Genomic DNA, 24,690 nt, shown 5'->3' with positions numbered 1-24,690 from the left:
GTAGGCACGAGTTGCAAACTTGCGCCAGCGACACGGACAAAACCCAAGTATAAAAGTATAACTCACGCAAAGCAGCATAGCAGCAAGCGCAACGCCCCTGCAGCTATACTTATACTTCCTGAGCACTCATAACCCAATCCCAGGCCAGTTGCTTCTGCGCGAAGTTGAAGTACTTTACCTCGGCAGAGGTAAAAGGCTTGGCCATTACCGTCAGCCAATCGATCCACTGGCTATCCCCAACCACGGCTACCTTGCTAAAGTCAGTGGCGTGCCTGATGTCGAACTTGATGTCCTGCCACAGCGCCCGGAGCGAGTAGTCCTCCACATCCTGCACCTCTGCATACACCCGGATTTTGCCGTGCTGGTTAATGCGCTCCTGCAGCAGGGGCAGCATCACGTTATAGTCGTGAATATCGACGCTGCCCGAAATCCGGAAGGCCACCAGATCGTCCTTGGCTCCTTCAAGTAGCTGTATCATAAGTGTAAGAATGAGGCGTTTGGATGTGGATTATTCTTAGCTATACGTGCGCAGCCGGGGCAACGTTCTGCACCTGTTACTGCTCCAGAAGATCCAGCTCAGCCGTCAGCACCTCGTTTGTTGTCCGGGTGGTGCCGTCGGCGAACCGGATAAGGTAGTCCTTGCCCGACAGGCCCGAGCGGGAGGCGAGTTCTGCGATAAAATCCCTGGCCGTTTTAACACTATCGCGGTGCTTTTCCCACTTCGACTCCAGGTGCTCGGCGGCCTGGCGGCAGGTATGCTCACTCCCGTTGCGGATAAAGGTGGCCCCTTCCATCTTCGCCACGTGCTGTATCAGGCGCTCTACCTTCTCGTCCTCAGTAAGTTTGGTGGTGCGCATCTGCGGTGCGACGGCCGTAGCCGATTGCGCCAGGGCGCTTTCCAGCGATAAAAAACCGGAGCAAAGTATAAAACTCAACAGGACGCATGCCTTCGATTTTGTTTTCATATTAATTTTATGATTATAGCGTTATTATTAGCAATTTTAATGCACTTATGTTCAACCTTTAGCGTTAAGTATGCTCATCCGGAGGGAGCTATAACAACAGCTACCTCACTTGGCAGTAACGAATTTTATGAGAAGAATAGTTTTAGCCTTAATTACACTTCTGGTTTGCCAGCAGGCAGCATTTGCGCAACGCAACATCGAGACACGCCTGGGTTATAGTTACAACGACGATTTTCAGTTTTCGGATGAGTGGCAGTACCTCTCCACAGACATTTACCTTTTTAACGGAAACAAGTTTACCCGCGTGCTGAACGAGCTGGAGACAGGCGCACGCAAGCCCAAGGAGAAGTATGGCAATGTGCTGGAGTACCTCATGATTACGGCCCAGCTAAAGAACATGAAGATTTTCGGCAACGACGACATCGTGTATCCGCTCTATAACTTTGCCATTGACCAGGACAAGAGCAACTACAAAACCCAGGTAAGCGACCACCAGGAGGTGGTGCGCATTATCGATAAGATGCCGCTCGGCCCCGCCAGCAACAGCATCGACGCCGTTATCAACGCCAAGGCCATCACCAACGGGCAGAGCGATCAGGTGTTTGGCCTGGTGGCCAACCAGCTGGTGGCCATCTCCAAGCTCACGTCCCCGAGCAGCGCCGTGCTGTCGCTGGTGGGGGAGTTCGGGAACCTGCTCAACTCCAGCGCCAGCCGCAAAGAGTATAAGTTCAGCTCCACCATCCGCCTCTACGAGGGGCAGGACTTCGACACCCGCCTGCACTCGGTGCGCATCTATGTGTTTGTGCCAAGCGATGTGAAGAAGGTGGACATTAAATCCGTGAAACTGGCCGATTACCTGCAGAAGAACCCCAACAAGCTGGACCGCCGCATGCTGGAGGAGATGACCAATTACAAGGACTACCCTTACATGATCGTGGCCAACTACAAGTCCCTCTACAAGATGGATGTGCTGACCGGCGACGAGATAACCCTGGACCTGATTGAGAAGCGCAAGCTGAAGATTCAGGCGGCCTACGACAAGCAGCTGATCAACGACGAGACCTACCGCCAGGAGAAGCTGTTTGTGGAGTACCTGCGCTCGTTTGCCGACATGAAGCAGAACCTGAACACCTACCGGCTGAACTACCGCAACAACAGTGCAGACATCAACGCCAAGAACCTGTTCAGCATCGTGCAGGAGTACAAGCGCCTGAAGGGAATCTTCGATGCCCGCGAGAAGGAGTTCGCCAAAAACAGCACGTACCGGAATATCTTCCGCTCCGAGTATGAATCCATCATGACTAACGCTGATTTGTACCTGGAGGCCGACCACAACCTGAAGAACGGGAAGCTGCTGGTAAACACCCTGCGTGAGCTGGAGAACGACCCCAAATCGTGGAACACACCGGAGAAGCGCGAGGCCGCTCTAACCCGCCTGCATGCCATCGAGTTGCCGAAAAAAGAGGTGCTCTCCGCCTCCGTGGAGGGCGAGGCCATCATGCGCCTGACCCAGCGGCTGGAGGAGCTGCAGTATACCGATGTGTTCCAGAAAGACGTGCAGAAGCTGACTGCCACCGAGGCCACCGACGAAACCATACCGCAACGCAATGCTTTGCTGGAGAAAGTGGGCACAAGCAAATGCGTTAGCTGCCGCGAGAAGGTGCGTGAGGCCGTGACAGAGTATAACAAGCGCTACGACAGCTTCCGCCTCAAGCAGGCCCTGCAGAAGAAGGATGAGCTGAAACTGCAGGCCGATGCAACGGTGCTCAAGTATCTGAAGCGCCAGGTCTGCATCGAGAACAACCTGCAACTGGCCACCGCCTCTGCCAACGATAACCTGGACCAGTACATCAGCCGCATTTACGAGCGAAACACTGAGCTGGGCAAATCCATCAAAATGCTCGACACGCTATCCAAAGTAGAGCTGAAAGACCAGCAGCTGGACAAGGTACAGGAGTATAACGCGCGCCTGCAGCACCAGATAAAGGAGGTGGAGAGAGGCTTTGAGGTAATTAAAACCCTGGATAAGAACCTCTATAGTTGCGAGGACGCTAGTTAACCCCAGTATAACCTGCTTCCCATACGGTGCGTTTTCTAAAGTATGGGGGAGTATGTTGAACTGGTATTCGGACTTAAGGAAGAGACATTGACCTGGTGGCAAATGTCTGCGAGGGCGGTAGGGGTTTTCTTTGCCGCCCTTCTTATTATCCGCATGGGCAACCACCGCATTTTCGGTAAAAATTCCGCTTTCGATATTGTGTTGGGCATAATCTACGGTTCCATACTGAGCAGGGCTATAACAGGGAACTCTCCCTTTGTGCCTACCATCGTCGCGGCCTTTGTGCTGGTCATGCTGCACAAGCTTCTGGCGTCTTTCACGTTTCATTCCGGTTTCGGACTGAGCTCGTTTATAAAAGGCGCACCCAGAACGCTGGTGAAGGACGGGAAGCTGCAACAGAAGGCCATGGAAGAGAACAGCATTACCAAAAACGACCTGACAGAGGCTATCCGGAGCTCCGGAAACTTTGGCGGGGTAGACCGCATTAAGTATGCGTACCTGGAGCGGAGCGGGAAAATCAGCGTTATCCTGAAGGGCGAGGACGAGCCGTAAACAGTATCCCATTCAGGTTGTTAATGAAATTGGTGAGTATGATAAAACCTGCTTTATTGGGGCAACTCTAAATCTTGCAATCCACATGAAACCAAAGTCTACCTGGCTGTTACTGTTGTTGCTGCTGGCAAGTATAAGCGGCTATGCCCAAAACGAGGTGAAGCTGAAGGAGGTGGTGGTAAGGCCGGACCTGCGCAAGGAGATACTGGGCACCAAACAGAAAAAGGCGGATTACGGGCATGGCGGCAGCAAGGAGTACCCGCACTACCAAACGGCTTTCCATATCCCGGCCAAAGGGCGTCAGGGCTTTATAGACAGAGTGGGCGTTTATATTTACCATAAGCGCACTGCCTTAGACCTTTTCCGGAAACCCAACAACCTGCAAGTATACTTATATGCCGTAGACAGCACCGGGGCGCCAGGTAAGCCGCTGCTCCCAGTGCCCATCACCTTCAGGCCCAAGAACAATACGTACTGGCACTGGATAGACATCTCGAAGTATAATCTGACACTTCCGGAGGAAGGCGTGTTTGCCGCCGTAAGCTGGCCCAACGCCGGCCGCTACGACAGTGGCCCCTACGTGGGCATGACGAACGAGTGTGATACCTGCCCCTTTTATGTATACCGCTTCATGACGGACGAGCCCGTTTGGATAGAGGTGGACCAGAGGGAGCTGCGCAAACACATGAGCGAAGAGGAGGACGAAAAGTTTAACCAGAACCTGATGGTACGGTTGGAAGTGTCTGTTAAGTAAGTATAAAAAGAGCGCCCCTCCAATCTGCTGGAGGGGCGCTCTTTTTGTATCATACGTAAAGCTGCTTAAGCCATCTGGGCGTCCAGTTTCTGAGCCAGTACGTTTTTCGGCACAGCGCCTACTTGCTTGTCTACCACCTCGCCGTTTTTGAATACCAGCAGGGTTGGGATGCTGCGGATACCGAACTTGGCAGAAGTCTGCGGGTTGGCGTCTACGTCTACCTTACCGATAACGGCCTTGCCTTCGTACTCGCCAGCCAGTTCCTCTACGATTGGGCCTACCATGCGGCACGGTCCGCACCACTCTGCCCAAAAGTCTACCAGCACCGGTTTATCTGAATTGATGATCTCATCAAAGTTCGCGTCTGTGATTTCAATTGCTTTGTTAGCCATAACTTTAGCGTTTTGTTGGTTAAATTCTGCGTTATAAATATAATAACAATTACAGGTTTGGCAAAGATCTGCCCAAACTTACGTAGCCTGACAGGCTGTCGTACTTTATGGAAACAACAACAGCCGGGAGCAGCATTTGTTATACTTACGGCATAAATCCCTGTAAGATGCTGCCTCATTTGTATAAACAAGTGTTGTTGCTGAAAGTTTGCGTAAGGTGCGGCGGTGGGAAATGGAGGAAGGGAAGTATAAATCATCGGTCTACTCCAGCGGTTCTACCTGGAGCAATCCTTCCGCATCAGCATAATTACTGGCAGAACTGTAGCGGTAATGCTCTGGCTCATTCACCCACTCCGCCCGCACCGGATTTTGGTGCAGGTACCCCAACTTCTGGTCTAAAAAGTCATTGCTGTAAATTTCTTTCGCTTCGTTGCCCTCCTGCCATACTTTGTAATGCCTCACTTTAGGGTTGAGTCTGGCGTTGAACTCGAACCTATGCAGCAGCCACTGCTGGCGGCTTTCCGGCTCCTCCTGTATCGTAGCCACAATCTTTCGGCTGGTCTACCCCTTGAAGTCCCGAAGTATATCGGAAAGATTTTTGCCTTCTGCTGCGGCGGCGATCAGGTGCAGGTGGTTGTTCATCAGTACCCACGCGTAAAGCTTCAGGCCTTTCTCATCCTGGCAGAATTTGAGGGCATCCACTATGATGTGCTTGTAAACGGGCCGTGTAAAAATATCTACCCAGTCTACAACCGTCATGGTCAGGAAGTATAAGCTGTCAGGTACAACTCTGTTTTTGAGTCCCATGCTGGAATTATACTTCATACTTTGGGCTGTTGTTTTAGACTGCTGTTTCGGACATCCATGTCCGAAATTCCTCTGCTGCGGACGTCCACGTCCGCGGAAGTTATTGAACGGGGACACGGATATCCCCGGCAGCGAGCATTCGGACACCGATGTACGGATGAGCAAGAAATAGAAGAGGTGCGCTACTGTAGCGCACCTCTTCTATACTTTATCAGATACAGGCTTTACATCCTGCTCATCCGATAATCCTGTAAATCCTGATCCTAGATAAGCTTACACTCGCCCAGCCCCATGTCCTTGATAGAGGTCAAAAACACTTTTGGGTCAATTCTATACTTACGCGAGTAGGTAGGCAGGGCGATTTTCTCCTCCGGCACGTGCAGCGTAATCTCCAGGCGCTTCTGACCGGCACTGGCCACAATAGCACTCTCCAGCGCCTCGGCCAGGTTTGGCGTAAAGTGCTGCAGGTTGATATTAAGCTGCACGCCTTGCGCCATCTTGTCCATCACATCGCCCAGCAGCTGGATGTTCTGCGGCTTCAGCTCCCACTGGTCCTCGGTTTTGTAGCGCAGCTGCACCTTGCCCCGGATAAACAAGTATAAGCCCATCTTCAGGTAAGGCGAGAACTTCATGTAATCCTCCCCGAACAGCGCCATCTGCATCGACGTGTCGTAGTCCTCGATGGTGAAGAGCGCAAACGGGTTGCCGTTTTTGGCGGTGCGGATCACCACGTCGGTCACCATGCCGGCCACGTTCACGTCGCGGTTTTTATACTCTTCAATCCTGTCCAGCGGGCAGGTGCAATAGGAGTCAATCTCCAGCTTAAACTGGTCGAGCGGGTGGCCCGACATGTAGAAACCCACGACCTCTTTCTCGCGGCGCAGCATCTCGGCCTGCGTCCACGGCTGCACATCCGGAATCTTGGGCAGTGGAGCGGCCACAGCGGCACTGCCGCCAAACAACGACTGCTGCGCGGCCTGCTGCTCTGCCTGGTAGCTGTTGCCGTACCGCACGGCCTTCTCCAGCACGCTCATACTTTCGCCTTCCGGAATCTCCATCAGCTGGGCGCGGTGGTAGAGCTCCCAGGAGTCGAAGCAACCAGCCAGGGCCATACTTTCAAAGGTCTTTTTATTCACGGCGCGCAGGTTCACGCGCTTGGCAAAGTCGAAGATATCCTGGTAGAGGCCATTTTTTTCCCTTTCGGAAATAATGGCTTCCACGGCCGCCTCGCCGGTGCCTTTTATCGCGCCCAAACCGAAACGAATCTGGCCCTGCTCGTTCACGTTGAACTTCAAAAGCGATTCGTTCACGTCCGGGCCCAATACGGCAACTCCTTGCTTGCGGGCTTCCTCGATAAAGAACGTCACCTTTTTGATGTCGTTCATGTTGTTGGTCAGCACCGCCGCCATATACTCGGCAGGGTAATGGGCCTTCAGGTAACCGGTTTGGTAAGCCACCACGGAGTAAGCGGCCGAGTGAGAGCGGTTGAAGCCGTACTGGGCGAACTTCTCCATCACGTCGAACACCTCAGAGGCTTTCTTGGCCGGGATGCTATGCTTTTCGGCGGCTCCGGCGATGAACTTCTCACGCTCCTCGGCCATCTTCTTCATGTCCTTCTTACCCATGGCGCGGCGCAGCAAGTCGGCGCCCCCAAGTGAGTAACCGGCCAGAATCTGGGCCGTCTGCATGATCTGCTCCTGGTACACCATGATGCCGTAGGAGTAGTTGAGGATTGGCTCCAGCAGCTCGTGGGGGTATTCTACTTCCTCCCGGCCGTGCTTGCGGTTAATGAAGTTCGGGATGAACTGCATCGGGCCCGGACGGTAGAGGGCGTTCATGGCAATCAGGTCTTCAATGTTGGTGGGCTGCAGGTCCTTGAGGTACATGCGCATGCCCTCCGACTCGAACTGGAACGTGCCAATGGTGTCGCCGCGCTGGTAGAGTTGGTAGGTCTTCTCGTCATCAATCGGAATGGTGTCGATGTCAATCTCCACCCCGTGGTTCTTCTTGATGAGCTCCAGCGCGTCCTTGATGATGGTCAGTGTTTTCAGGCCCAGAAAGTCCATCTTCAGCATGCCCGCACTCTCAATTACCTTACCATCAAACTGCGTTACAAGCAGGTCGGAGTCCTTGGAAGTGGAAACCGGGATGTAGTTGGTGATGTCGTCCGGGGCGATGATGACACCTGCCGCGTGGATACCGGTGTTGCGTACCGAGCCTTCCAATTTCTCGGCCAGTTTCAGCACGGCCGCGCGGTGGTCGTCGCCCTCGCGGATGGCGGCCAGCTCCAGGTTCTCCATAAAGGCCTTGGCCAACGTGGTGCCCGGCGCATCCGGTACCATTTTGGCCAGTTCGTTGGCTTCGGCAAGGGGCAGGGCCGTGGAGCGTGCCACGTCTTTAATCGACGACTTAGCGGCCATGGTACCAAAGGTAATAATCTGGGCCACCTGCGTTTTGCCATACTTGTCCACCACGTAGTCAATCACGCGCTGGCGGTTCACGTCGTCAAAGTCAATATCAATATCGGGCATCGACACACGCTCCGGGTTCAGGAATCGCTCGAAGAGCAGGTTATACTTAATCGGGTCGATGTTGGTGATGCCAATGCAATAGGCTACCGCCGAGCCGGCCGCCGAACCACGACCCGGCCCCACGAACACGCCCATGTCGCGACCACGGTTGATGAAATCCTGCACGATGAGGAAGTAACCGGCAAAACCCATCGTCTCCACAATGCGGAGCTCATAGTCCAGGCGTTCCTCAATTTCTGGGGTGATGTCGGTGTAGCGCTTTTTGGCTCCCTCGTAAGTCAGGTGGCGCAGGTACGCATCCGGCCCGGCATGCTCGGGCGGAATCGGGAAGTTAGGCAGCAGGATGTCGCGCTTGAGCTTGGGCGGCGTGATTTTGTCTACGATTTCGTTGGTGTTGTCCACGGCCTCCGGCACATCCTTGAACAGCTCGTTCATCTCGGCCTGCGTCTTGAAGTAGAACTGGTCGTTGGGAAAGCCAAACCGTGTTTTGGGGCCGGCCTCGTCAATGCGGTTCAGCATCTGGCGCACGCTCGACTGATGGCCATACTTCTGGCGCACGTTCTCCACCGTATCGTAAATCACTTTCTGGTCATCCGACAGGAAACGGTAATACTTGGTCGTAAAGTCCCCAACGGGAGTAGACTGGTCCTCGCCGGTGTTCACGCACAGCAGGATGTCGTGCGCGTTCCAGTCTTCCTGGTCCACGTAGTGCGTGTCGTTGGTGCAGATAACCTTTACGTTATACTTTTTGGCCCACTTGAGCAGCACCTGGTTGATGTCTTCCTGGCTTTTGCCGGTGCCGTCGATGTTCATCAGGCCGTGGCGCTGAATCTCGATGTAGTAATCTTCGCCAAACACATCCAGCCACCACTTAAATATTTCCTCGGCTTCCTCTTCGGTTTTCCAGAGGATGGCCTGCGGCACCTCGGCACCGATGCAGCAGCTGGTAGCAATCAGGCCTTTGTTATACTTTAAGAGCAGCTCCTTGTCGATGCGCGGCCACTTGCTGTACATCCCCTCGATATAGGACATCGAGCAAAGCTTGGCCAGGTTCTGGTAGCCTTCCTGGTCTTTGGCGAGCAGCAGCTGGTGGTAGCGGTTATCTCTAACTTCCTTGCTGAAGGTTTTCTGGTGGCGGTCGGCCACCAAATAAAACTCGCAGCCCACAATCGGTTTCACGTTATACTTGTTGGCCTCGTTCACGAAGTTGAAGGCGGCAAACATGTTTCCGTGGTCGGTCATGGCAACGGCGGGCATGCCATCGGCCTGCGCCTTTTTCATGAGCGCGCCAATGCTGGCCTGGCCGTCGAGCAGCGAGTACTGCGTATGGGTATGTAAATGCGAAAAAACAGGCATTTATGCGGGATTAGGAATGACGAATGAAGAATTAATAATGGTTCTGAAGCAAAAATTGAGACCTTGCTTTCGGGCCATCTTCGGGATGTTAAAATTACGCAAAATAGGCCCGCCCCGCAAACGCTGAGCCGGCCTTACATAACAAATGTAGCCTGGCAATTGTCCCTTCAGTAGAAGATGAATTTTCTGAGGAAAGTAGGACGCGCGCAAAGTATAACTCCTGAACTTGGGCCTCTCGTATGATAGACTTGTGCCGGAGAGCGCGCAGCGAAGTATAAACTATGGCAACAGCAGCAAAATTGAGTGGCATGTTCCGGGCCTTGAGCTCGCGTAACTATAGATTGTTTTTTGTGGGACAGGGAATTTCCCTTATTGGCACCTGGATGCAGCAGATTGCCCTGAGCTGGCTGGTGTACCGCCTGACCGACTCGGTATTCCTGCTCGGTGCGGTTACTTTTTCCAGCCAGATCCCCTCGTTTATACTTGGCCCCTTTGCCGGAGTGCTGGCTGACAAGTTTAACCGCCACAAGGTACTGCTCGTCACGCAGACGCTTTCCATGGTGCAGGCTTCCACGCTGGCGGCGCTTGTACTGACCCAAACCATCGAAATTTGGCATATTCTGGCGCTAAGTGCGTTTCTGGGCATCATCAACGGCTTTGATATTTCCTCGCGGCAGTCGTTTGTGGTGGAGATGGTGGAGCGGCGGGAGGACCTGGGAAACGCCATCGCGCTGAACTCCTCGCTGTTTAACATGGCGCGCCTGGTGGGGCCAACTATTGCCGGCTTGCTCATTGCCGCGGTGGGGGAGGGCATGTGTATTCTGATTAACGCGGTGAGTTATATTGCGGTGCTGGCCTCGCTGCTGCTTATGCGGCTGAAGCCGTTTGAGCGGGTGCAGCACGAGCACAAAGTATGGAAATCGCTGCAGGAGGGGTTCCGGTACGCCTTCGGGTTTGCGCCCATTCGCTCCCTCATCATCGTTGTGGCCCTGCTGAGTTTGTTCGGGATGCCCTTTACGGTGCTGCTGCCCGTGTTTGCCCGCGATATTCTGCACGGCGGCGCCAACACGCTGGGGTACTTGATGGGCGCCTCCGGCCTTGGCGCTCTGTGCGGGGCCTTGTTCCTGGCGCAGCGGAAGTCGGTGGTAGGTCTGGGCAAGGTGCTGCTCGGCACCATGACCATCTTCGGCGTGGCGCTCATCCTATTCTCATTTTCCAAGATGCTGCTGCTCTCGCTGGCACTCATGTTGTTTACTGGCTTTGGAATGATTGTTACGATGGCCTCCTGCAACACGCTGCTGCAGACTTTGGTAGACGATGACAAGCGCGGACGCGTGATGAGTTTTTACTCGACGGCGTTTATGGGGATGGCGCCGATTGGTAGCATGCTGGCCAGCTCGGTGGCGGAGCAGATTGGGGTAGGGTATACATTGGCGGGCTGTGGTTTCCTGTGTGTGCTGAGTATCATTCCTTTTGCCATCTATCGCCCGAAGTTGCGGCGCATGGTGCAGCCTATTTACCAGCGGCTCGGCATTCTGCCTGAGATTGCCACCGGCCTTCAAACTGCTACGGACCTGACTGCCGCACAGGAGAAGCGGTAGTTTGGTGGTTGTTATACTTTCGCTGGCGCGAGCTTGTAGCTCGTATTCCGCTGTTCCGGACACCCTTGTCCGGAACCTCCTCTGCTGCGGACTTCTAAGTCCGCGTGAATTATACTTTGGCTATACTTTATACTTTCGGTTTATACTTCCCTGAGCCACCGCTTCCCATATCCCGAACCAAGCTATACTTTCAAAACACAGCTGTTCCTCTAGTTCCCACAAACCTACCTTTCCATAGCCAGCTTTCTGCCCTCCCAGGCCGGGAGGCCTCGCCTTCGGGCATCGCGCTGTGTTCCCTCCTTGCCTCGCTCGCGCTCAGCATGCCCTTACCGGGCACCGGATCTCACAAGGCGCTCAACCCAAAGGCTGGGAATCATTCGATAGCTACAGCAGACGGAGCTTCAGCCAAATTCCCCCTTCGAAGGGGGCAGGGGGATGTTCATCGTATGCAGAGAATTCCCCTCCTCGGAGAGGGGCTGGGGTGGGTTTATACTTTGTAGGGACAGCTACTATAGAACCCATACTTCAGCACCAGTAACTACAGGCTCCCCTCCTTGGCTAAGGAGGGGTTAGGGGTGGTTGGAATCGGTATTGAAGAGCATTTTAAAGTATAAAGCCGACCTAAAGGGCCGGCTTTATACTTTAAAGTTATATTGAGCTCGTAGTCAGTAGTTGCTTTATACTCCCAACAATCAACCAATAACTACAACCAACAACCAAGCTACTTCTTCCTAATCTCAAGCTTCTCGCCCACGCTTACCGAGAAGTCCGGCTTGTTGTTCCACTCCATGATGTCCTTGATGGTGACGTCATACTTACGGGAGATTTGATACATGCTTTCGCCGGCTGCAACGGTGTGGTAAATCGTGCCCTTAGCGGAGGTGGTGTTGCTGGAAGCAGCTGGCGTATTGGCGGCAGGTGCGGCAGGAGCCTTTACGCGCAGTTCCTGGCCCAGGCTCAGGGCGCTGCCCTGCAGGCCGTTCCACTGGCGCAACTGGTCTACCGATACGTTATACTTTCTGGAGATCTGGTAAAGCGTTTCGCCTGCTGCTACGCTATGGTAAGCGTTGTCGGTGCTGAGCATGGTGGCCGGTGTCTCGGCAGCGTCCTCGGTAAAAGGAGAGGCGGCCGGCTGCTGCAGCGGCTCTGCAATCAGCAGCTCCTGACCCAGTTTCAGCGGAGCGTCACCCAGGTTGTTCCAGGCTACCAGGTCGTCTATACTTACAGCGTATAGTCTGGCGATGCCCCAAAGCGTCTCGCCCTGCTTTACGATGTGCGTGGTGGCGTTGGCTGCCGGTTGGCGCACAGGGGCTGGTTCTTTCACTGGCTCTGCAGCTTTCGTTGGTGAAGCCGCTACCGGAGCCTTTTCCTCAACCGGGGCAGCCTCGGTTACAAACGGATCGACTTCTACTGCTGGGGCTGGCTCTAATTCCGGCTCCTCTTCAGCAAATACTTCCTCTTCTTTTGCTGCTGCCTGAGTAGTTTCAGATTTGGCCGCTCCCGGGTATAGGTTTGTATCTTTTCTGGCAGGGGCCGGTGTAGAGACAGGCTCCGGGTCAGGCGCTCTTTCTACCACAACTGTTTCCTCAAACTCCTCTTCTTCGGCTACTGCTTCTGTGGGTACGACTACATTTCGCTCCGGCTGCGGCTCGCCCTTAAGCTTGCTGACGAGGCGGGTAAAGAAGTTCTCCTTTTTAGGGGCGGGGGAGTCTGCAACAGGCCTGTATTCTTGCTTGGTGTTGGACGTAGCCACGTTCGTCTTATTCACATCGCGCACCTCTACCGGCGTATGGGCAGGGCGGCGCTTCTGCAGCCACAGCACGCGACCCGGCACCGGCACCTCGTTGCGCTTCATGCGGTTCTTAAACAGCAGGTAGCTCAGGCGCACACCGTAGTGCTGCGAGATCAGCTGCATGGTTTCGCCGGGCTGCACCACGTGGTATTCTGTATCGGCATTCATACGCTTCGGCTCGATGTAGTAGGCGGTGCCCTCCTCAATCTTGTCGAAACTTTGCATGTCGTTATACTTCAGGAATTTGCGGGTGGAGATGCCGGCCTGGAGTGCCAGTTTGTCCTTGGTATCGCCCTGGCGAGCCACCAGCGCATTCAGGTTGTTGCGCTTCACCATGGCCGCGGAGGACTTGCGGGTGCTGCTCTGGCGCGGGGCAGGCTGGGTAGTTTCCTTGGCCGATGCCATCAGGCCTCCATCGTTGCCATTGCGCACGGGTATCATCACGTAGTAATCCTTATCTGAGGGAATGGAGTTGCCCAGCAGCCACTTGTTATACCTTTCCAGCTCGCTGTAATCGGTTTTGGTGGCCAGCGCGATTTCTGAAAGGCTTTGGCCAGGCTTCGCGCGGTGCTCCTGCAGCGATACGGCCGGCGGATTGGCCTTGCCCACAAAGGCATCGTAGGCTACCTTGTGCGCCAGAAAGGTTAGGATGTAGTCGTTCGTGCGCTCGGTGATGTCCATCTGCCGGGCACCTTTGTCAGAGGGCTTGGTGTAGGGTTTGGCGCCTGAGTACCCCAGGTAATAGGAGAGCAGGGAGTTGAGCCAGTTATCGTAGTGGTTGTTGCTGCGCAAAAAATATTTGGCAGCGCCGCGGCTGGCCTCTACGATATGCCGGCGCTCATCCACCACGTTGTTGATGCGCAGGTTAAAATCCTGAGCGGCCTCCCGCTTAAACTGCCAGTAGCCCACAGCGTTAGAAGTAGACACGGCATCGCCAATCAGTCCGCTCTCCTGCAGGGCCAAGTACTTGTAATCGTCCGGCACGCCTTCCTCCTTAAACACCCGCTCAATAATCGGGAAGTAGGCGTCTGCCAGGTCCACCTTCATCTGGAAGTATAGCTTGCTGCGGTGCAGGGCATCCACCTTCTTCTGAATCTCGGCCTGGGCCCTGTTGTTAATTTTCAGGTGGATGTCAGCAAAATAGAGATTATGGGGCACGGTAACAGATTGCGCCAGCGCCAGAAGGGGCAAAAGCAGCAGGACAAGAAGGGTGGCAAGCGGTCTCCTCATAACAGGGGTACTTAAGTTTGATTAATTATAAAACGGGGGCTCTACTTCCGGTTGAGTTAACTATAGTTAAATGACTATATTTTAATGTGTTTAGCATAGAATATAGTTAATGCAAAATTAAAGGAAAAACCTTTGTATTCTAAAACGCGCGGCCAAGTTCCTGCATTATTTTTTCGGGCCGGAAAGTATAAATATTTCTTTGCCAGGATGGACGGGAGCTAAGCTGCAGAAGTATAGCAGGTTAGCGAAAAAGGAAACAAAAAAGAGAGGCTGCGAACCTCTCTTTATACTTTACTAGATGTTATACCTTACTTTTTTCTGGCCACCATCAGCCCGTCGCGCACAGGCAAGAGGATGTTCTCCACCCGCTCGTCCTGCTGCACCTGCTGGTTGAAGTCCATCACGGCCTGGGTGTCCTCGTCTAGCTTTTTGCGATATTTCTCCAGCACCTTGCCACTCCAGAGCACGTTGTCGGCAATGATGTAGCCGCCGGACCGTACTTTGTCAATCACCATGTCGTAGTAGCGGCCGTAGTTGATTTTGTCGGCATCGATGAAGACCAAATCGAAGTCCGCCTCCAAGGTCGGCACAATCTCCAGCGCGTTGCCAATGTATAGCTTTATACTTTCGCCGTAGCCCGACTCGTCAAAATAGCCCCGCACGCGCTCCTCCAACTCCTCGTTGATGTCGATGGTGTGCAAGGTGCCACCCGGCTGCAGCCCCTCGGCCATGCACAGCGCCGAGTAGCCGGTGTAGGTGCCAATCTCCAGGATCTGGCGCGGCTGTATCATTTTGGAAAACATGGACAGCAAGCGCCCCTGCAGGTGCCCCGACAGCATGCGCGGCTTCATCACGCTCAGGTGCGTCTGGCGGTTTATCTTGTGCAGCAGCTCACTCTCCGGCGAAGTATGGTCCTCAGAGTAGTGCAGCAGGTCCTCATCTATAAATTCCATAGTTTTGTTATTAGGTGTTCGTTATTCGCTGTTGGGGTGCATGTAAAGTATAAACCTGCAACTCCTGCAAGCCAACAAGTAACCATTCAGCATTAACTAGGCACGTAATTCAGGATGCTCAGGTTCTCCTCGCGCAGCACGTCGTTGGCGATGTCGGCCAGGTCGGAGGCGGTTATACTTTTTATCTTGTCGAAAATCTCGTTCAGCGACTCCACGCGGTCCTGGTCAAGTATACTTTTGCCCAGCATCATCATCAGCCCCATGTTGCTTTCCTCGGCCATGGCCAGTTGCCCCATCAGTTGCTCTTTGGCCGTGTGCAGTTGCAGCGAGCCCAGCGGTATTTCGCGCAGCTTTTTCAACTCCTTCAGCACGAGGGCCGTGGTGCGCTTGAGCTGCTTTTTCTCGGTGCCAAAGTAGATGGTCAGTAAGCCTGTATCGATGTACGTAGCATAGTTGGAGTCGATGGTGTACACGAGGCCGTGTTTCTCGCGCACCGCCAGGTTCAGGCGCGAGTTCATGCCCGGGCCGCCCAGCAGGTTGTTGAGCATGAAAAACGGGATGCGACGGTCGTCTGCCAGGGCATAGGCGGGGCACCCAATCACGCAATGCGCCTGCGAGATAGGTTTTTCCAGCGTAACGGTTTTAGGCTGATAACCGGTAAAGGGTACGCGCTCACGCTGCTTTTTTATACTTGGGATGTCGCTCAGGTACTTCTCAGCCAGCTTCACCACCTTCCCGAAAGGCAGGTTGCTCACCGAGCAGAACACCAGTGCATCGGTGCTCAGGTTGCGGCTGATAAAGTTGAGGAAGTCCTGCTTCTGAAAACCAGACACGCTCTCTTTGGTGCCCAGGATGTTGTTGCCCAGTGCGTGGCCTTCAAACACCACCGCGTCAAACTCATCTACAACAGCCTCCTCCGGCGTGTCCAGGTACATCGACATCTCCTCCAGAATCACGCCGCGCTCCTTCTCAATCTCTCTTTCCGGGAAAATGGAGTTGAAGGTAATATCCGTGAGCAGCTCAAACGATTTCTCGAAGTGCTTGTCGAGCACCGAGCTGTAGAAGCAGATTTTCTCTTTGGTGGTATAGGCGTTAAGCTCGCCGCCCACCGCCTCCAGGCGGTTGAGGATGTAAAACGACTTGCGTTTCTGTGTTCCCTTAAAGGCCATGTGCTCCCAGAAGTGGGCCAAGCCCTGCTCCTCGGGCAATTCGTCGCGGCTGCCAATGTCCATCACAAAGCCACTGTGGGCTATCTTGGTGTGCAGCACCTGTTTATGTACTACCCTTATGCCGTTGGGTAAAGTATATATTTGGTAATCAAGCATTCAATTCTGAATTAGCCTGCAAAGGTATGGAAAAAGAACCGGATTTTCCGGAGAAACAGAAATGTAAAGCTGCGGGGGAAAGTATGGCAGGTGTTGTGGGGACGGGCTTAGTTATACTTGTCGATTGGTGTTCTAAGAACGGGGGAGGGGGCTATTCTGCTGTTCCGGACTTCTTCGTCCGGAACGTCTTCTGCTGCGGACATCCTTGTCCGCATTTCTGCAGGACCGGGTCCAACCACCCCTAGCCCTCCTTGTCCAAGGCGGGGAATTTGCAGTTACTTTGGCTGGGGTTTATACTTTGTAGCTGCTGTTTTTTTTACCTGCAAAAGTGTATACACCCCTATGGTCCCCTCAAGGGGACAATCTGTAATTGCTCCATAGTAAAGGCAGATGCTATCGGACTGCTTCCCAGTTTTTCCGGGAGGCGCCTATGCGAGTTTTTCTGGTGACGAGCGTAAGCGAGGCAGCCCGAGGCACGAGGGCAGGAAAAGCTCCCAGCGCCGAGCGGGAAAACGAGGCCTCCCGGCCTAGGAGGGCACCAAAGCTAGAGATGCAACTATAGGTATTTAAGTATGGAGGATGAACGGTAGCTAGCAAGGATAGCTTGGTTCAAATGGAAGGAAGCGGTGGCTAGGAAAGTATAAACCACTAAGTATAATTTACGCGGACTTGGAAGTCCGCAGCAGAGGAGGTTCCGGACAAGGATGTCCGAAACAGCGGTGTAGCCAACGTATAATGTATAGTCAGGAAAGAAAAAGACAAGTACGCTTGTTACCGGACCTTTCGGGCATATGTACTAGCTCCAGCATCATAAGCATCCATTGCTATTACAAGTATGTTGTCCTTAACTTCTACGTGCAGCAACCCAAAGTCATCATCAACATTTGGGGTAGTATGGGCATCATAGAAGATGATGCGCTTGATAGGCTTGTTGCTCAAACTAGAAACACCATCTTTCAGGAGATACTTGCCAGAGTATTTGGTGCCGTCGGTGATGCGCTCGTAGGTATCTTTGGTAAACCTGTAGATATTGCCATTCCCGGGCTTGTATTCGGTTGTCCCTGTCCAGCCGCCCGAGACAGTACGTAATTCCCAGGTGCCCACCAGGCTGTTTTCCGTTTGGGACGTTTCAAGTAAGTCAGCGTTGTCTTTCTCGCAGCCTGTCAGCAGAAAGAGCAGGCATAGGATAGCAAATACGGAACGTTTCATAGGTGGTTGATTTTGAGATAATTTACGCTGCTATGACCCTTTAAGTAGAACTATGGTTGCATCCACTCGCTGCCTTATTTATAGGTCACTTCAAACCACCACTCAAACGCTACCTCGCCTTCTGCAATCCCCCCACGTTAATCACAAAACCCGCCGAGAATACGGAATAAGCGGCCGTTAGCACGTCGCGGTTTTTAAGGCCGATGGTGGTGCCGGTGGTGTACTGCAGTTGCACGGCGGGGTTCAGGGTGAGGCGTGTGTAGAAAATCGGCTCCAGGAAAATATTGTCCTCTGTCTCGCCAGGCACATTGTTTAAAGTATAGTCGTGCATGTTGAGGTAGCTGGCGCGCAGGGCGGTGCCGTAGTTCAGCGGAAATTCCCGGTTCAGCAGCCGCAGCGAACGTTTGCGCTTGGAGGTGAAGTTTACCTGCACAAAGTATTTGCTGAAGTTGGCGTCGTGGCGCTCGTAAGTCATTTCGCCGGTTTCCTTGTCCTCCTCTTTCTCGGTGCGCTCGGAGCTGCCGCCGCCAAAGCCGCCGTAAATCTCCAGAATGCGGTTGTTCTCCGGCCCGAAGGTGGTGAAATAGCCGCCGGCCGCCTCCAGCAGGTTGTGGCGCATGTCGCGTTTGCGGCGCTCGCTGCTCAGCATGGAGCCGTTCAACAGCACGGCAAAGTGGTCCGACACGGCATAGGCAGTGTTAAAGGTGATGTTGCCTTTCGGGGTAACGTGGCCTCCGGCGCTCAGCTCGCCTTTCTGGGTAAACATCGGCACGTTGGGCACATTGGGCATGTAGGCCGAGGTGCCGCAGCCAGCTAGCAGTAGGGGCAGAGCCAGCAAAACCAGGTATTTTATACTTTTAAAAGAGGGGGAAGAGAGAAAAGGTGTACGCATAAAGTTCTATTCTTGCAGGCTAAGTTTGCCAACTTAAGTAATGGCCGCCGCATTCACAAGCAGGTAACGATAGATTTAGTGAAATATTCAGATTATTAAGTTAAAAGCTGCAGGTTTATATTGCATTTTTAACTAAAGCCGCTTTGGTGTAGTTTTGTCGGCAGCATGAAGAAAATACTGATCATACAAACGGCTTTCCTGGGCGATGTGGTGTTGGCGACGGCGCTGGTGGAGAAGCTGCATACTTATTACCCGGAGGCACAGCTCGATTTCCTGCTTCGCAAAGGCAACGAGGGACTGCTGAAGGACCACCCGCTGCTGCGCCAGGTGCTGATCTGGAACAAGCAGGAGGGCAAGTATAAAAGCCTGCTGCGGCTGCTCTCGCAGATACGCGCCGAAAAGTATGATTTGGTGGTAAACGTGCAGCGCTTCGGAGCCACGGGCTTTCTGACGGCTTTTTCCGGGGCGAAGGAGACGGTGGGTTTCGAGAAGAATCCGTTCTCGCGCCTGTTCACCCGCCGCTACGTGCACGATGTGCGCTCGGGCACCCACGAGGTGGAGCGCAACAACATGCTCATCCAAAGTATAACCAACGCCAAACCCGCCAGGCCAAAGCTATACCCTAGCCAAACCGACTTTGCCAAAGTAGAGCAATGGAAGCAGGAGCCGTTTATCTGCATGGCGCCCACCTCCGTGTGGTTTACCAAGCAATACCCGCAGGAGCAGTGGGTGACGCTAATCAACAGCCTCGACCCAAAGTATAAAGTATACCTGCTCGGCTCTCCGGCCGACAAGCAGCACTGCGACGAGATCATCAGCCAAAGTATAAACCAGCGCGTGGAGAACCTCTGCGGACAGCTGAACCTGCTGCAATCGGCCGCCCTGATGCGCGATGCCGTGCTCAACTATGTGAACGACTCCGGTCCCATGCATCTGGCCTCAGCGCTTAATGCTCCCACCTGCGCCATCTACTGCTCCACGGTGCCGCGCTTCGGCTTCGGCCCGCTGGCCGATTTTGCCCAGGTGGTAGAGCGCGAGGAGCCACTCTACTGCCGCCCCTGCGGTCTGCACGGCCACAAAGCCTGCCCGCAAGGCCACTTTAAGTGCGCCCGCGAAATTAAGAATGAGCAGCTGCTGGAAGTTCTGAAAGTTAGAGAGTTTAGGAGTTAGAAAGTTAGAGAGTTTGGGAGTTGTAGAGACGCAATATCTTGCGTCTTAAACTACTGCAGCCATACGTAATCTGTAGCGATGTATAACAGCAGGTTCACAGTGTAAGAAGGCAGAACCTATTCACTCATTCACTAATTCACTCACTCAAAATACACCCCTCCGCATACTAATTTTGCCCATCCGGCGGTTTTATACTATATTCGTAGTATAAAGTACGCGCTAAACCCTACACAATAAAACTACATGAAATACCTTCCGATAGGGCAGGAGCTTTTTACGCACAACCGTCACAGCTTTTGTAAGCAGCTCAAGCCCTCATCCATCGCTATCTTCCACGCCAACGATATCATGCCCACCAATGCTGATGGCACGATGCCTTTCCGGCAGAACAGCGATTTGTTTTACCTCTCCGGCGTAGACCAGGAAGAAAGTATACTATTACTCTTTCCCGACTGCCGGGAAGAGCGCCTGCAGGAAATCCTCTTTATCCGCGAGACCAACGACCACATCCTGACCTGGGAGGGCTACAAGCTCACCAAAGAGCAGGCCCGCGAGGTATCGGGCATCCAAACCATTTACTGGACGCACCAATTTGAGCAGGTGCTGCACTCGCTGATTTTTGAGGCCGAGCACCTGTACCTGAACACCAACGAGCATCTGCGTGCCGTGGTGGAGGTAGAGACCCGCGATGCCCGCTTCATCAAGAAAATAAAGGAGCAGTACCCACTGCACAAGTACGAGCGCAGCGCTCCCATCATGCACCAGCTCCGGGCCATTAAGTCAGAACGTGAGATAGAACTGATTCAGCAGGCCTGCGACATCACCGACAAAGCTTTCCGCAGGTTGCTGGGCTTTATCAAGCCGGGGGTGATGGAGTATGAGATTGAGGCGGAGATTTACCACGAGTTTTTGCGTAACCGCTCCAAGGGGCCGGCTTACGAGTCAATCATTGCCTCCGGCATCAATGCCTGCATCCTGCACTATACCGACAACAACCGTGCGTGCAAGGACGGCGATCTGGTGCTGATGGACTTCGGGGCGGAGTACGCCAACTACGCCGCCGACCTGACGCGCACCGTGCCCGTGAACGGCAAGTTTACACCGCGCCAGCGCGAAGTATACGAGGCTGTGCTGACGGTGATGAAAACAGCCACCCGCATGCTGGTGCCCGGCAATACGCTGGCCCAGTACCATCAATTTGTGGGCACGGTGATGGAGAACGAGCTGATAAAGCTGGGCCTGCTCAATGAGAGCGACGTGCGTAACCAGGATCCGGAGAAGCCGCTGTATAAAAAATACTTCATGCACGGCACCTCGCACCACCTGGGCCTGGATGTGCACGATGTGGGCAACAAGTACCGCCCCTTTGAGGAAGGCATGGTGTTTACCTGCGAGCCGGGCATCTACATTTGGGAAGAGGGCATCGGCGTCAGGCTGGAGAACGACATCCTGGTAACCCACAACGGACCGAAAGACCTGATGGCGCACATCCCCATTGAGGCCGATGATATTGAACGCCTGATGCAGGGCAGGTAACAATTTATACCGCTTTAGCAGTATAAGGGCTGTTAATGTCTGCTGACGGCTTTTTTTATTGTGCTTACACAAGAATTAGGGGCCTTAAGTCAAAAAAAATTGAAGAATACAACCTTGCTCTGTCGTTTCAGTTTGAAGTATAAAGCAAAAACTGTGTGAGCCGCTTAACGCGAAACAGGTGCAATTTAACTAGTGGCAGACAGTGGTTTATGTTCAACCTAATTGTTTGAGTGCCTATGGGCGAACATCTCCTCCTCTTGAATAAGCATGTTAGCAGGCCGCACCCGACCCAGGGAACGAGTGCAAATTTTTTGGCACAAAAAAAACTCGTTTCCAAACATGCACGTATCTTCATATCAACATATACTTTGTAGAATCATGCAAACACATTTATCAAGAATTAAGAAAATTGCTTTCGCGCTTATGGCCCTGCTCGTGGCAGCAGGAACCGACGCAATAGCGCAGAGCAGCGACCAACGAACAAACCTGCAGATATACGGAAGCGCCTTGCAGTATAAAGGCGACATCACAGGCGATGATAAATTTGGCGACCTGGAGTGGGGCGGAGGCATATCGCTGAACCGTTTCATCAGCCCTTCTTTCGACGCAGGCTTGCACCTGACCTACGGTAGCACCGAGGATTCTGGTAAAGGCCTGTATGAAGGTGGTAAGTTTGACGCGCAGATGGGTACCGTGATGCTGGGCCTCCGCCTGAAAATGTATGGCACTATCCTGAAAGAGGATGCCTTTATCGGCCCATACCTGCAGATTGCGGGTGGCGGTGCCTGGGCTAAAACCGATGCCACAGCGCCTCCCGCAGGCCCTGCCGTGCACAACGACGACAAGTTCTTTACCCTGGCTGGTAGAGGCGGCGCGGGTATCCGTTTCCGCTTCTCCGATGCGGTTAGCGCCTTTGTGGAGACCAACTACATGATCATCGGCCAGGATAAGATTGACGGCTACGACGTAGGCGACAACGACCGTTTCCTGATGCACAACGTGGGCCTGGGCTTTAACCTGGGCAAAGCGAAAGATACTGACGGCGACGGTGTGCCGGACAGACGCGACAAGTGCCCTGACACCCCAACCGGTGTGCAGGTAGACAAGGACGGTTGCCCAATCGATACTGATGGCGACGGTGTGCCTGACTATCAAGATGAGTGCCCTAACGAGGCTGGCGTAGCTAACCTGAATGGTTGCCCTGACCGCGACGGTGACGGTATTGCTGACAAAGACGACCAGTGCCCTGATGAGGCCGGTACTGCCGCAACCAACGGTTGCCCTGACTCTGACAACGACGGTGTAGCCGACGCACAGGATAAGTGCCCAGATACGCCTGCCGGTGTTGAGGTTGGCCCGGATGGCTGCCCTGTAGACTCTGACGGTGACGGTGTGCCAGATAACGAGGATGCTTGCCCGAACACACCTGGCCCAGGCACAGAGAACGGTTGCCCTGAAATCGACGCGGCTACTAAGAAGCTAATCGAAGAGAAAGTACGCTTCGAGTTCGACAGAGCCCGTGTGCAGGATAGCTACAAGCAACTGCTCGACAGCATCACGGTAGCGCTGCAGAAATACCCAGAGCACGTGCTGCTGATTAAAGGCCACGCCGACCACATCGGTTCTGAAGAGTACAACCAGGCGCTGTCTGAGCGCAGAGCTGAGGCGGTGAAAGAGTACCTTGTTCAGCAGGGCGTACAGAACCCGGACCGACTGGTAACGAAAGGCTATGGCGAAACGCAGCCACTTGTAAAAGTGAACGAGCGTCTGTCTAAGCGTAGAACTGAGAAAGAGCGTGCTCAGAACAGAAGGGTAGGCTTTGAGATGAACACGCCGGATATGCAACTGGATTTGGATTAACGCATCCGAATTAGAAAAACAAAACGGCCGCAGGCGATTGCCTGCGGCCGTTTTGTTTTTGGGTTGAAGTGTAAGTATAGTTCTCCCTTTCTGAGGCGTACGTGGTTTTAGGTTGAGTTTCGCCATGCTTTTGAAGGGGAGCTTTTTTGGGAATAGGAGAGGGATTATTGCAGTACCGGGTCCAACCACCCCTAGCCCCTCCTTGTCTAAGGTGGGGAGTCTGTAATTGCCATAGCTAAAGTATAAGTTTCATAGGCTCTGTTCTCGCACGGACAGGTCGCGACCTGTCCCTACAATGTATAAACCCAGCAGGCGATTACACCCCTAAAGTCCCCTCGAGGGGACAGTCAGTACTTGTTGCATAGCAAGGGCTGTGGCTATTGGAAACTGATTCCCAGTTTTTCTGGGAGGCGCCTATGCGAGTTTTTCCGGTGCCGCAGGCAGCCCGAGGCACGAGGGCAGGAAAAGCTCCCAGCGCCGAGCGGGAAAACGAGGCCTCCCGGCCTGGGAGGGAGCCAAAGTATAAATGCAACTATAGGCAAGTGGGGCTGGAGGATGAACGGGAGTTTGGAAAGATAGCTTGCTTCAAGTGGAAGGAAATGGTGGCTATGAAAGTATAAATCGCAAGTGTATAAAGTATAGCCGAAGTATAACTCAGTAGATTTAAGTATGGCTCACACTTAGCATAGGCGAGCGAAGGGAAATGAAAGTATAAAGCCCGCTCTAACTTCAAAGAGCGGGCTTTATACTTTATGAGTTATACTATGGTTTATACTTTGTTACCCTTTCTGAGCGAGCAGGAATAACACTGCCATACGGATGGCCACGCCGTTTTCCACCTGGTTCAGGATGATGGAGTGATGCGAGTCGGCGGCATCGGAGCTGAGTTCCACGCCACGGTTTATCGGGCCCGGGTGCATCAGCACAATCTCCTTGTTCAGGCTGTCGAGCAGCTTCTTATCAATGCCATAGTACAGCGTATACTCGCGCAACGACGGGAAATACTTCATCTGCTGGCGCTCCAGCTGTATACGCAGCACGTTGGCCACATCGCACCACTCCAGCGCCTTACGCACGTTGGTTTCCACCTTCACGCCCAGTTGCTGAATGTACTTGGGCAGCAGCGTCATAGGGCCGCATACCATCACCTCGGCACCTTGCTTCTGTAAAGCAAAGATGTTAGAAAGCGCCACCCGCGAGTGCAGGATATCCCCGATGATAACTACTTTTTTACCCGCCACTTCTCCCAACCGCTCCCGGATAGAGAAGGAGTCGAGCAGCGCCTGGGTGGGGTGCTCGTGGGTGCCGTCGCCGGCGTTTACGATGTTTGCCGGGATGTGCTTGCTCAGGAAGTGCGGCGCGCCGGGGCTGGAGTGGCGCATCACAATCATGTCCACCTTCATGGCCAGGATGTTGTTAACAGTATCCAGCAGGGTCTCGCCTTTCTTTACCGAACTGCCGCTGCTGCTGAAGTTGATCACATCGGCGGAGAGGCGCTTTTCGGCCAGCTCGAAGGAGAGGCGCGTGCGCGTGGAGTTCTCGAAAAATACGTTGGCGATGGTGATATCGCGCAGCGAAGGCACTTTCTTGATCGGCCTGTTCAGTACGTCTTTAAAGTTATCAGCGGTCTCAAAAATGAGCTGAATGTCTTGAGGAGTGATTTCTTTGATACCTAACAGGTGCCGGACGCTGAGCTCTTGCATGTA

At 53.6% G+C, this 24,690-nt stretch carries 19 protein-coding genes; 7 read left to right on the top strand and 12 right to left on the bottom strand.

Features of this window, described 5'->3' with window-relative positions; all coding sequences use genetic code 11:
* Positions 1-109: 109 nt before the first annotated feature.
* Both C8N40_RS10315 and C8N40_RS10310 read right to left on the bottom strand, forming a co-directional pair.
* A complete protein-coding gene (locus C8N40_RS10315) occupies positions 110-478 on the bottom strand; it encodes a SpoIIAA family protein (protein ID WP_108211686.1) in 369 nt (122 codons plus the stop codon).
* A 76-nt stretch (positions 479-554) separates the two neighbouring features.
* Positions 555-965 carry a DUF5329 family protein gene (locus C8N40_RS10310; protein WP_108211685.1) on the bottom strand — a complete coding sequence of 137 codons (411 nt, stop codon included), beginning with the start codon at positions 963-965 and terminating at the stop codon, positions 555-557.
* Positions 966-1,092: 127 nt separating this feature from the next.
* Between C8N40_RS10310 and C8N40_RS10305 the strand changes: the two genes are divergently transcribed.
* The 3 genes from C8N40_RS10305 to C8N40_RS10295 all read left to right on the top strand — a co-directional run bounded on the left by C8N40_RS10305 (position 1,093) and on the right by C8N40_RS10295 (position 4,330).
* Positions 1,093-3,024: a hypothetical protein gene (locus C8N40_RS10305; protein ID WP_108211684.1), complete on the top strand. Its 1,932-nt coding sequence runs from the start codon at positions 1,093-1,095 to the stop codon at positions 3,022-3,024.
* 42 nt (positions 3,025-3,066) lie between these two features.
* Positions 3,067-3,576, top strand: coding sequence for a DUF421 domain-containing protein (locus tag C8N40_RS10300; RefSeq protein WP_245905066.1), 510 nt, complete (start codon positions 3,067-3,069; stop codon positions 3,574-3,576).
* Positions 3,577-3,661: 85 nt separating this feature from the next.
* A complete protein-coding gene (locus C8N40_RS10295; protein ID WP_108211683.1) occupies positions 3,662-4,330 on the top strand; it encodes a hypothetical protein in 669 nt (222 codons plus the stop codon).
* Positions 4,331-4,395: 65 nt separating this feature from the next.
* Here the strand turns inward: C8N40_RS10295 and trxA are convergent, their stop codons facing one another.
* The 4 genes from trxA to dnaE form a co-directional block, all read right to left on the bottom strand.
* The gene (trxA, locus tag C8N40_RS10290) at positions 4,396-4,761 is read right to left on the bottom strand and encodes a thioredoxin (protein WP_342749965.1); all 366 of its coding nucleotides are present in this window, start codon (positions 4,759-4,761) and stop codon (positions 4,396-4,398) included.
* A 222-nt stretch (positions 4,762-4,983) separates the two neighbouring features.
* Positions 4,984-5,268: a hypothetical protein gene (locus tag C8N40_RS22950; protein ID WP_211318073.1), complete on the bottom strand. Its 285-nt coding sequence runs from the start codon at positions 5,266-5,268 to the stop codon at positions 4,984-4,986.
* A 15-nt stretch (positions 5,269-5,283) separates the two neighbouring features.
* On the bottom strand, positions 5,284-5,547 hold the full coding sequence (locus C8N40_RS22945) for a transposase (RefSeq protein WP_211318072.1): 264 nt from the start codon (positions 5,545-5,547) through the stop codon (positions 5,284-5,286).
* Between the two features lie 245 nt (positions 5,548-5,792).
* Entirely contained in the window at positions 5,793-9,416 is a 3,624-nt protein-coding gene (gene dnaE, locus C8N40_RS10280) for a DNA polymerase III subunit alpha (RefSeq protein WP_108211682.1), read from the bottom strand.
* Positions 9,417-9,697: 281 nt separating this feature from the next.
* Between dnaE and C8N40_RS10275 the strand changes: the two genes are divergently transcribed.
* Complete coding sequence (locus C8N40_RS10275; RefSeq protein WP_108211681.1) at positions 9,698-11,017, top strand: MFS transporter; 1,320 nt, start codon at positions 9,698-9,700, stop codon at positions 11,015-11,017.
* A 721-nt stretch (positions 11,018-11,738) separates the two neighbouring features.
* Here the strand turns inward: C8N40_RS10275 and C8N40_RS10265 are convergent.
* The 5 genes from C8N40_RS10265 to C8N40_RS10245 all read right to left on the bottom strand — a co-directional run bounded on the left by C8N40_RS10265 (position 11,739) and on the right by C8N40_RS10245 (position 18,418).
* The gene (locus C8N40_RS10265) at positions 11,739-14,039 is read right to left on the bottom strand and encodes a LysM peptidoglycan-binding domain-containing protein (RefSeq protein WP_108211679.1); all 2,301 of its coding nucleotides are present in this window, start codon (positions 14,037-14,039) and stop codon (positions 11,739-11,741) included.
* A gap of 308 nt (positions 14,040-14,347) precedes the next feature.
* Entirely contained in the window at positions 14,348-14,992 is a 645-nt protein-coding gene (locus C8N40_RS10260) for an O-methyltransferase (RefSeq protein WP_108211678.1), read from the bottom strand.
* 92 nt (positions 14,993-15,084) lie between these two features.
* Complete coding sequence (locus C8N40_RS10255; protein WP_108211677.1) at positions 15,085-16,317, bottom strand: M16 family metallopeptidase; 1,233 nt, start codon at positions 16,315-16,317, stop codon at positions 15,085-15,087.
* 771 nt (positions 16,318-17,088) lie between these two features.
* Complete coding sequence (locus tag C8N40_RS10250) at positions 17,089-17,526, bottom strand: hypothetical protein (RefSeq protein WP_108211676.1); 438 nt, start codon at positions 17,524-17,526, stop codon at positions 17,089-17,091.
* A gap of 109 nt (positions 17,527-17,635) precedes the next feature.
* Entirely contained in the window at positions 17,636-18,418 is a 783-nt protein-coding gene (locus C8N40_RS10245; RefSeq protein WP_108211675.1) for a hypothetical protein, read from the bottom strand.
* 165 nt (positions 18,419-18,583) lie between these two features.
* Between C8N40_RS10245 and C8N40_RS10240 the strand changes: the two genes are divergently transcribed.
* The 3 genes from C8N40_RS10240 to C8N40_RS23285 all read left to right on the top strand — a co-directional run bounded on the left by C8N40_RS10240 (position 18,584) and on the right by C8N40_RS23285 (position 22,984).
* Complete coding sequence (locus C8N40_RS10240) at positions 18,584-19,588, top strand: glycosyltransferase family 9 protein (protein WP_108211674.1); 1,005 nt, start codon at positions 18,584-18,586, stop codon at positions 19,586-19,588.
* 243 nt (positions 19,589-19,831) lie between these two features.
* Complete coding sequence (locus C8N40_RS10235) at positions 19,832-21,124, top strand: aminopeptidase P N-terminal domain-containing protein (RefSeq protein ID WP_108211673.1); 1,293 nt, start codon at positions 19,832-19,834, stop codon at positions 21,122-21,124.
* A gap of 378 nt (positions 21,125-21,502) precedes the next feature.
* On the top strand, positions 21,503-22,984 hold the full coding sequence (locus tag C8N40_RS23285; protein WP_170114075.1) for an OmpA family protein: 1,482 nt from the start codon (positions 21,503-21,505) through the stop codon (positions 22,982-22,984).
* A gap of 779 nt (positions 22,985-23,763) precedes the next feature.
* Here C8N40_RS23285 and C8N40_RS10220 read toward each other — a convergent pair.
* Entirely contained in the window at positions 23,764-24,687 is a 924-nt protein-coding gene (locus C8N40_RS10220) for an aspartate carbamoyltransferase catalytic subunit (RefSeq protein ID WP_092101769.1), read from the bottom strand.
* Between the last annotated feature and the right edge of the window lie 3 nt (positions 24,688-24,690).

This window comes from Pontibacter mucosus, from assembly GCF_003054055.1.
Lineage (GTDB): Bacteria > Bacteroidota > Bacteroidia > Cytophagales > Hymenobacteraceae > Pontibacter > Pontibacter mucosus.
This window is presented reverse-complemented; position numbering and strand designations above follow the sequence as displayed.

Bases quoted from the DNA above. Each gene is read 5' to 3' on its own strand.
- C8N40_RS10315 (WP_108211686.1), bottom strand. From the start codon at position 478: ATGATACAGCTACTTGAAGGAGCCAAGGACGATCTGGTGGCCTTCCGG.
- C8N40_RS10310 (WP_108211685.1), bottom strand. From the start codon at position 965: ATGAAAACAAAATCGAAGGCATGCGTCCTGTTGAGTTTTATACTTTGC.
- C8N40_RS10305 (WP_108211684.1), top strand. From the start codon at position 1,093: ATGAGAAGAATAGTTTTAGCCTTAATTACACTTCTGGTTTGCCAGCAG.
- C8N40_RS10300 (WP_245905066.1), top strand. From the start codon at position 3,067: ATGGGGGAGTATGTTGAACTGGTATTCGGACTTAAGGAAGAGACATTG.
- C8N40_RS10295 (WP_108211683.1), top strand. From the start codon at position 3,662: ATGAAACCAAAGTCTACCTGGCTGTTACTGTTGTTGCTGCTGGCAAGT.
- C8N40_RS22945 (WP_211318072.1), bottom strand. From the start codon at position 5,547: ATGAAGTATAATTCCAGCATGGGACTCAAAAACAGAGTTGTACCTGAC.
- dnaE (WP_108211682.1), bottom strand. From the start codon at position 9,416: ATGCCTGTTTTTTCGCATTTACATACCCATACGCAGTACTCGCTGCTC.
- C8N40_RS10275 (WP_108211681.1), top strand. From the start codon at position 9,698: ATGGCAACAGCAGCAAAATTGAGTGGCATGTTCCGGGCCTTGAGCTCG.
- C8N40_RS10265 (WP_108211679.1), bottom strand. From the start codon at position 14,039: ATGAGGAGACCGCTTGCCACCCTTCTTGTCCTGCTGCTTTTGCCCCTT.
- C8N40_RS10260 (WP_108211678.1), bottom strand. From the start codon at position 14,992: ATGGAATTTATAGATGAGGACCTGCTGCACTACTCTGAGGACCATACT.
- C8N40_RS10255 (WP_108211677.1), bottom strand. From the start codon at position 16,317: ATGCTTGATTACCAAATATATACTTTACCCAACGGCATAAGGGTAGTA.
- C8N40_RS10250 (WP_108211676.1), bottom strand. From the start codon at position 17,526: ATGAAACGTTCCGTATTTGCTATCCTATGCCTGCTCTTTCTGCTGACA.
- C8N40_RS10245 (WP_108211675.1), bottom strand. From the start codon at position 18,418: ATGCGTACACCTTTTCTCTCTTCCCCCTCTTTTAAAAGTATAAAATAC.
- C8N40_RS10240 (WP_108211674.1), top strand. From the start codon at position 18,584: ATGAAGAAAATACTGATCATACAAACGGCTTTCCTGGGCGATGTGGTG.
- C8N40_RS10235 (WP_108211673.1), top strand. From the start codon at position 19,832: ATGAAATACCTTCCGATAGGGCAGGAGCTTTTTACGCACAACCGTCAC.
- C8N40_RS23285 (WP_170114075.1), top strand. From the start codon at position 21,503: ATGCAAACACATTTATCAAGAATTAAGAAAATTGCTTTCGCGCTTATG.
- C8N40_RS10220 (WP_092101769.1), bottom strand. From the start codon at position 24,687: ATGCAAGAGCTCAGCGTCCGGCACCTGTTAGGTATCAAAGAAATCACT.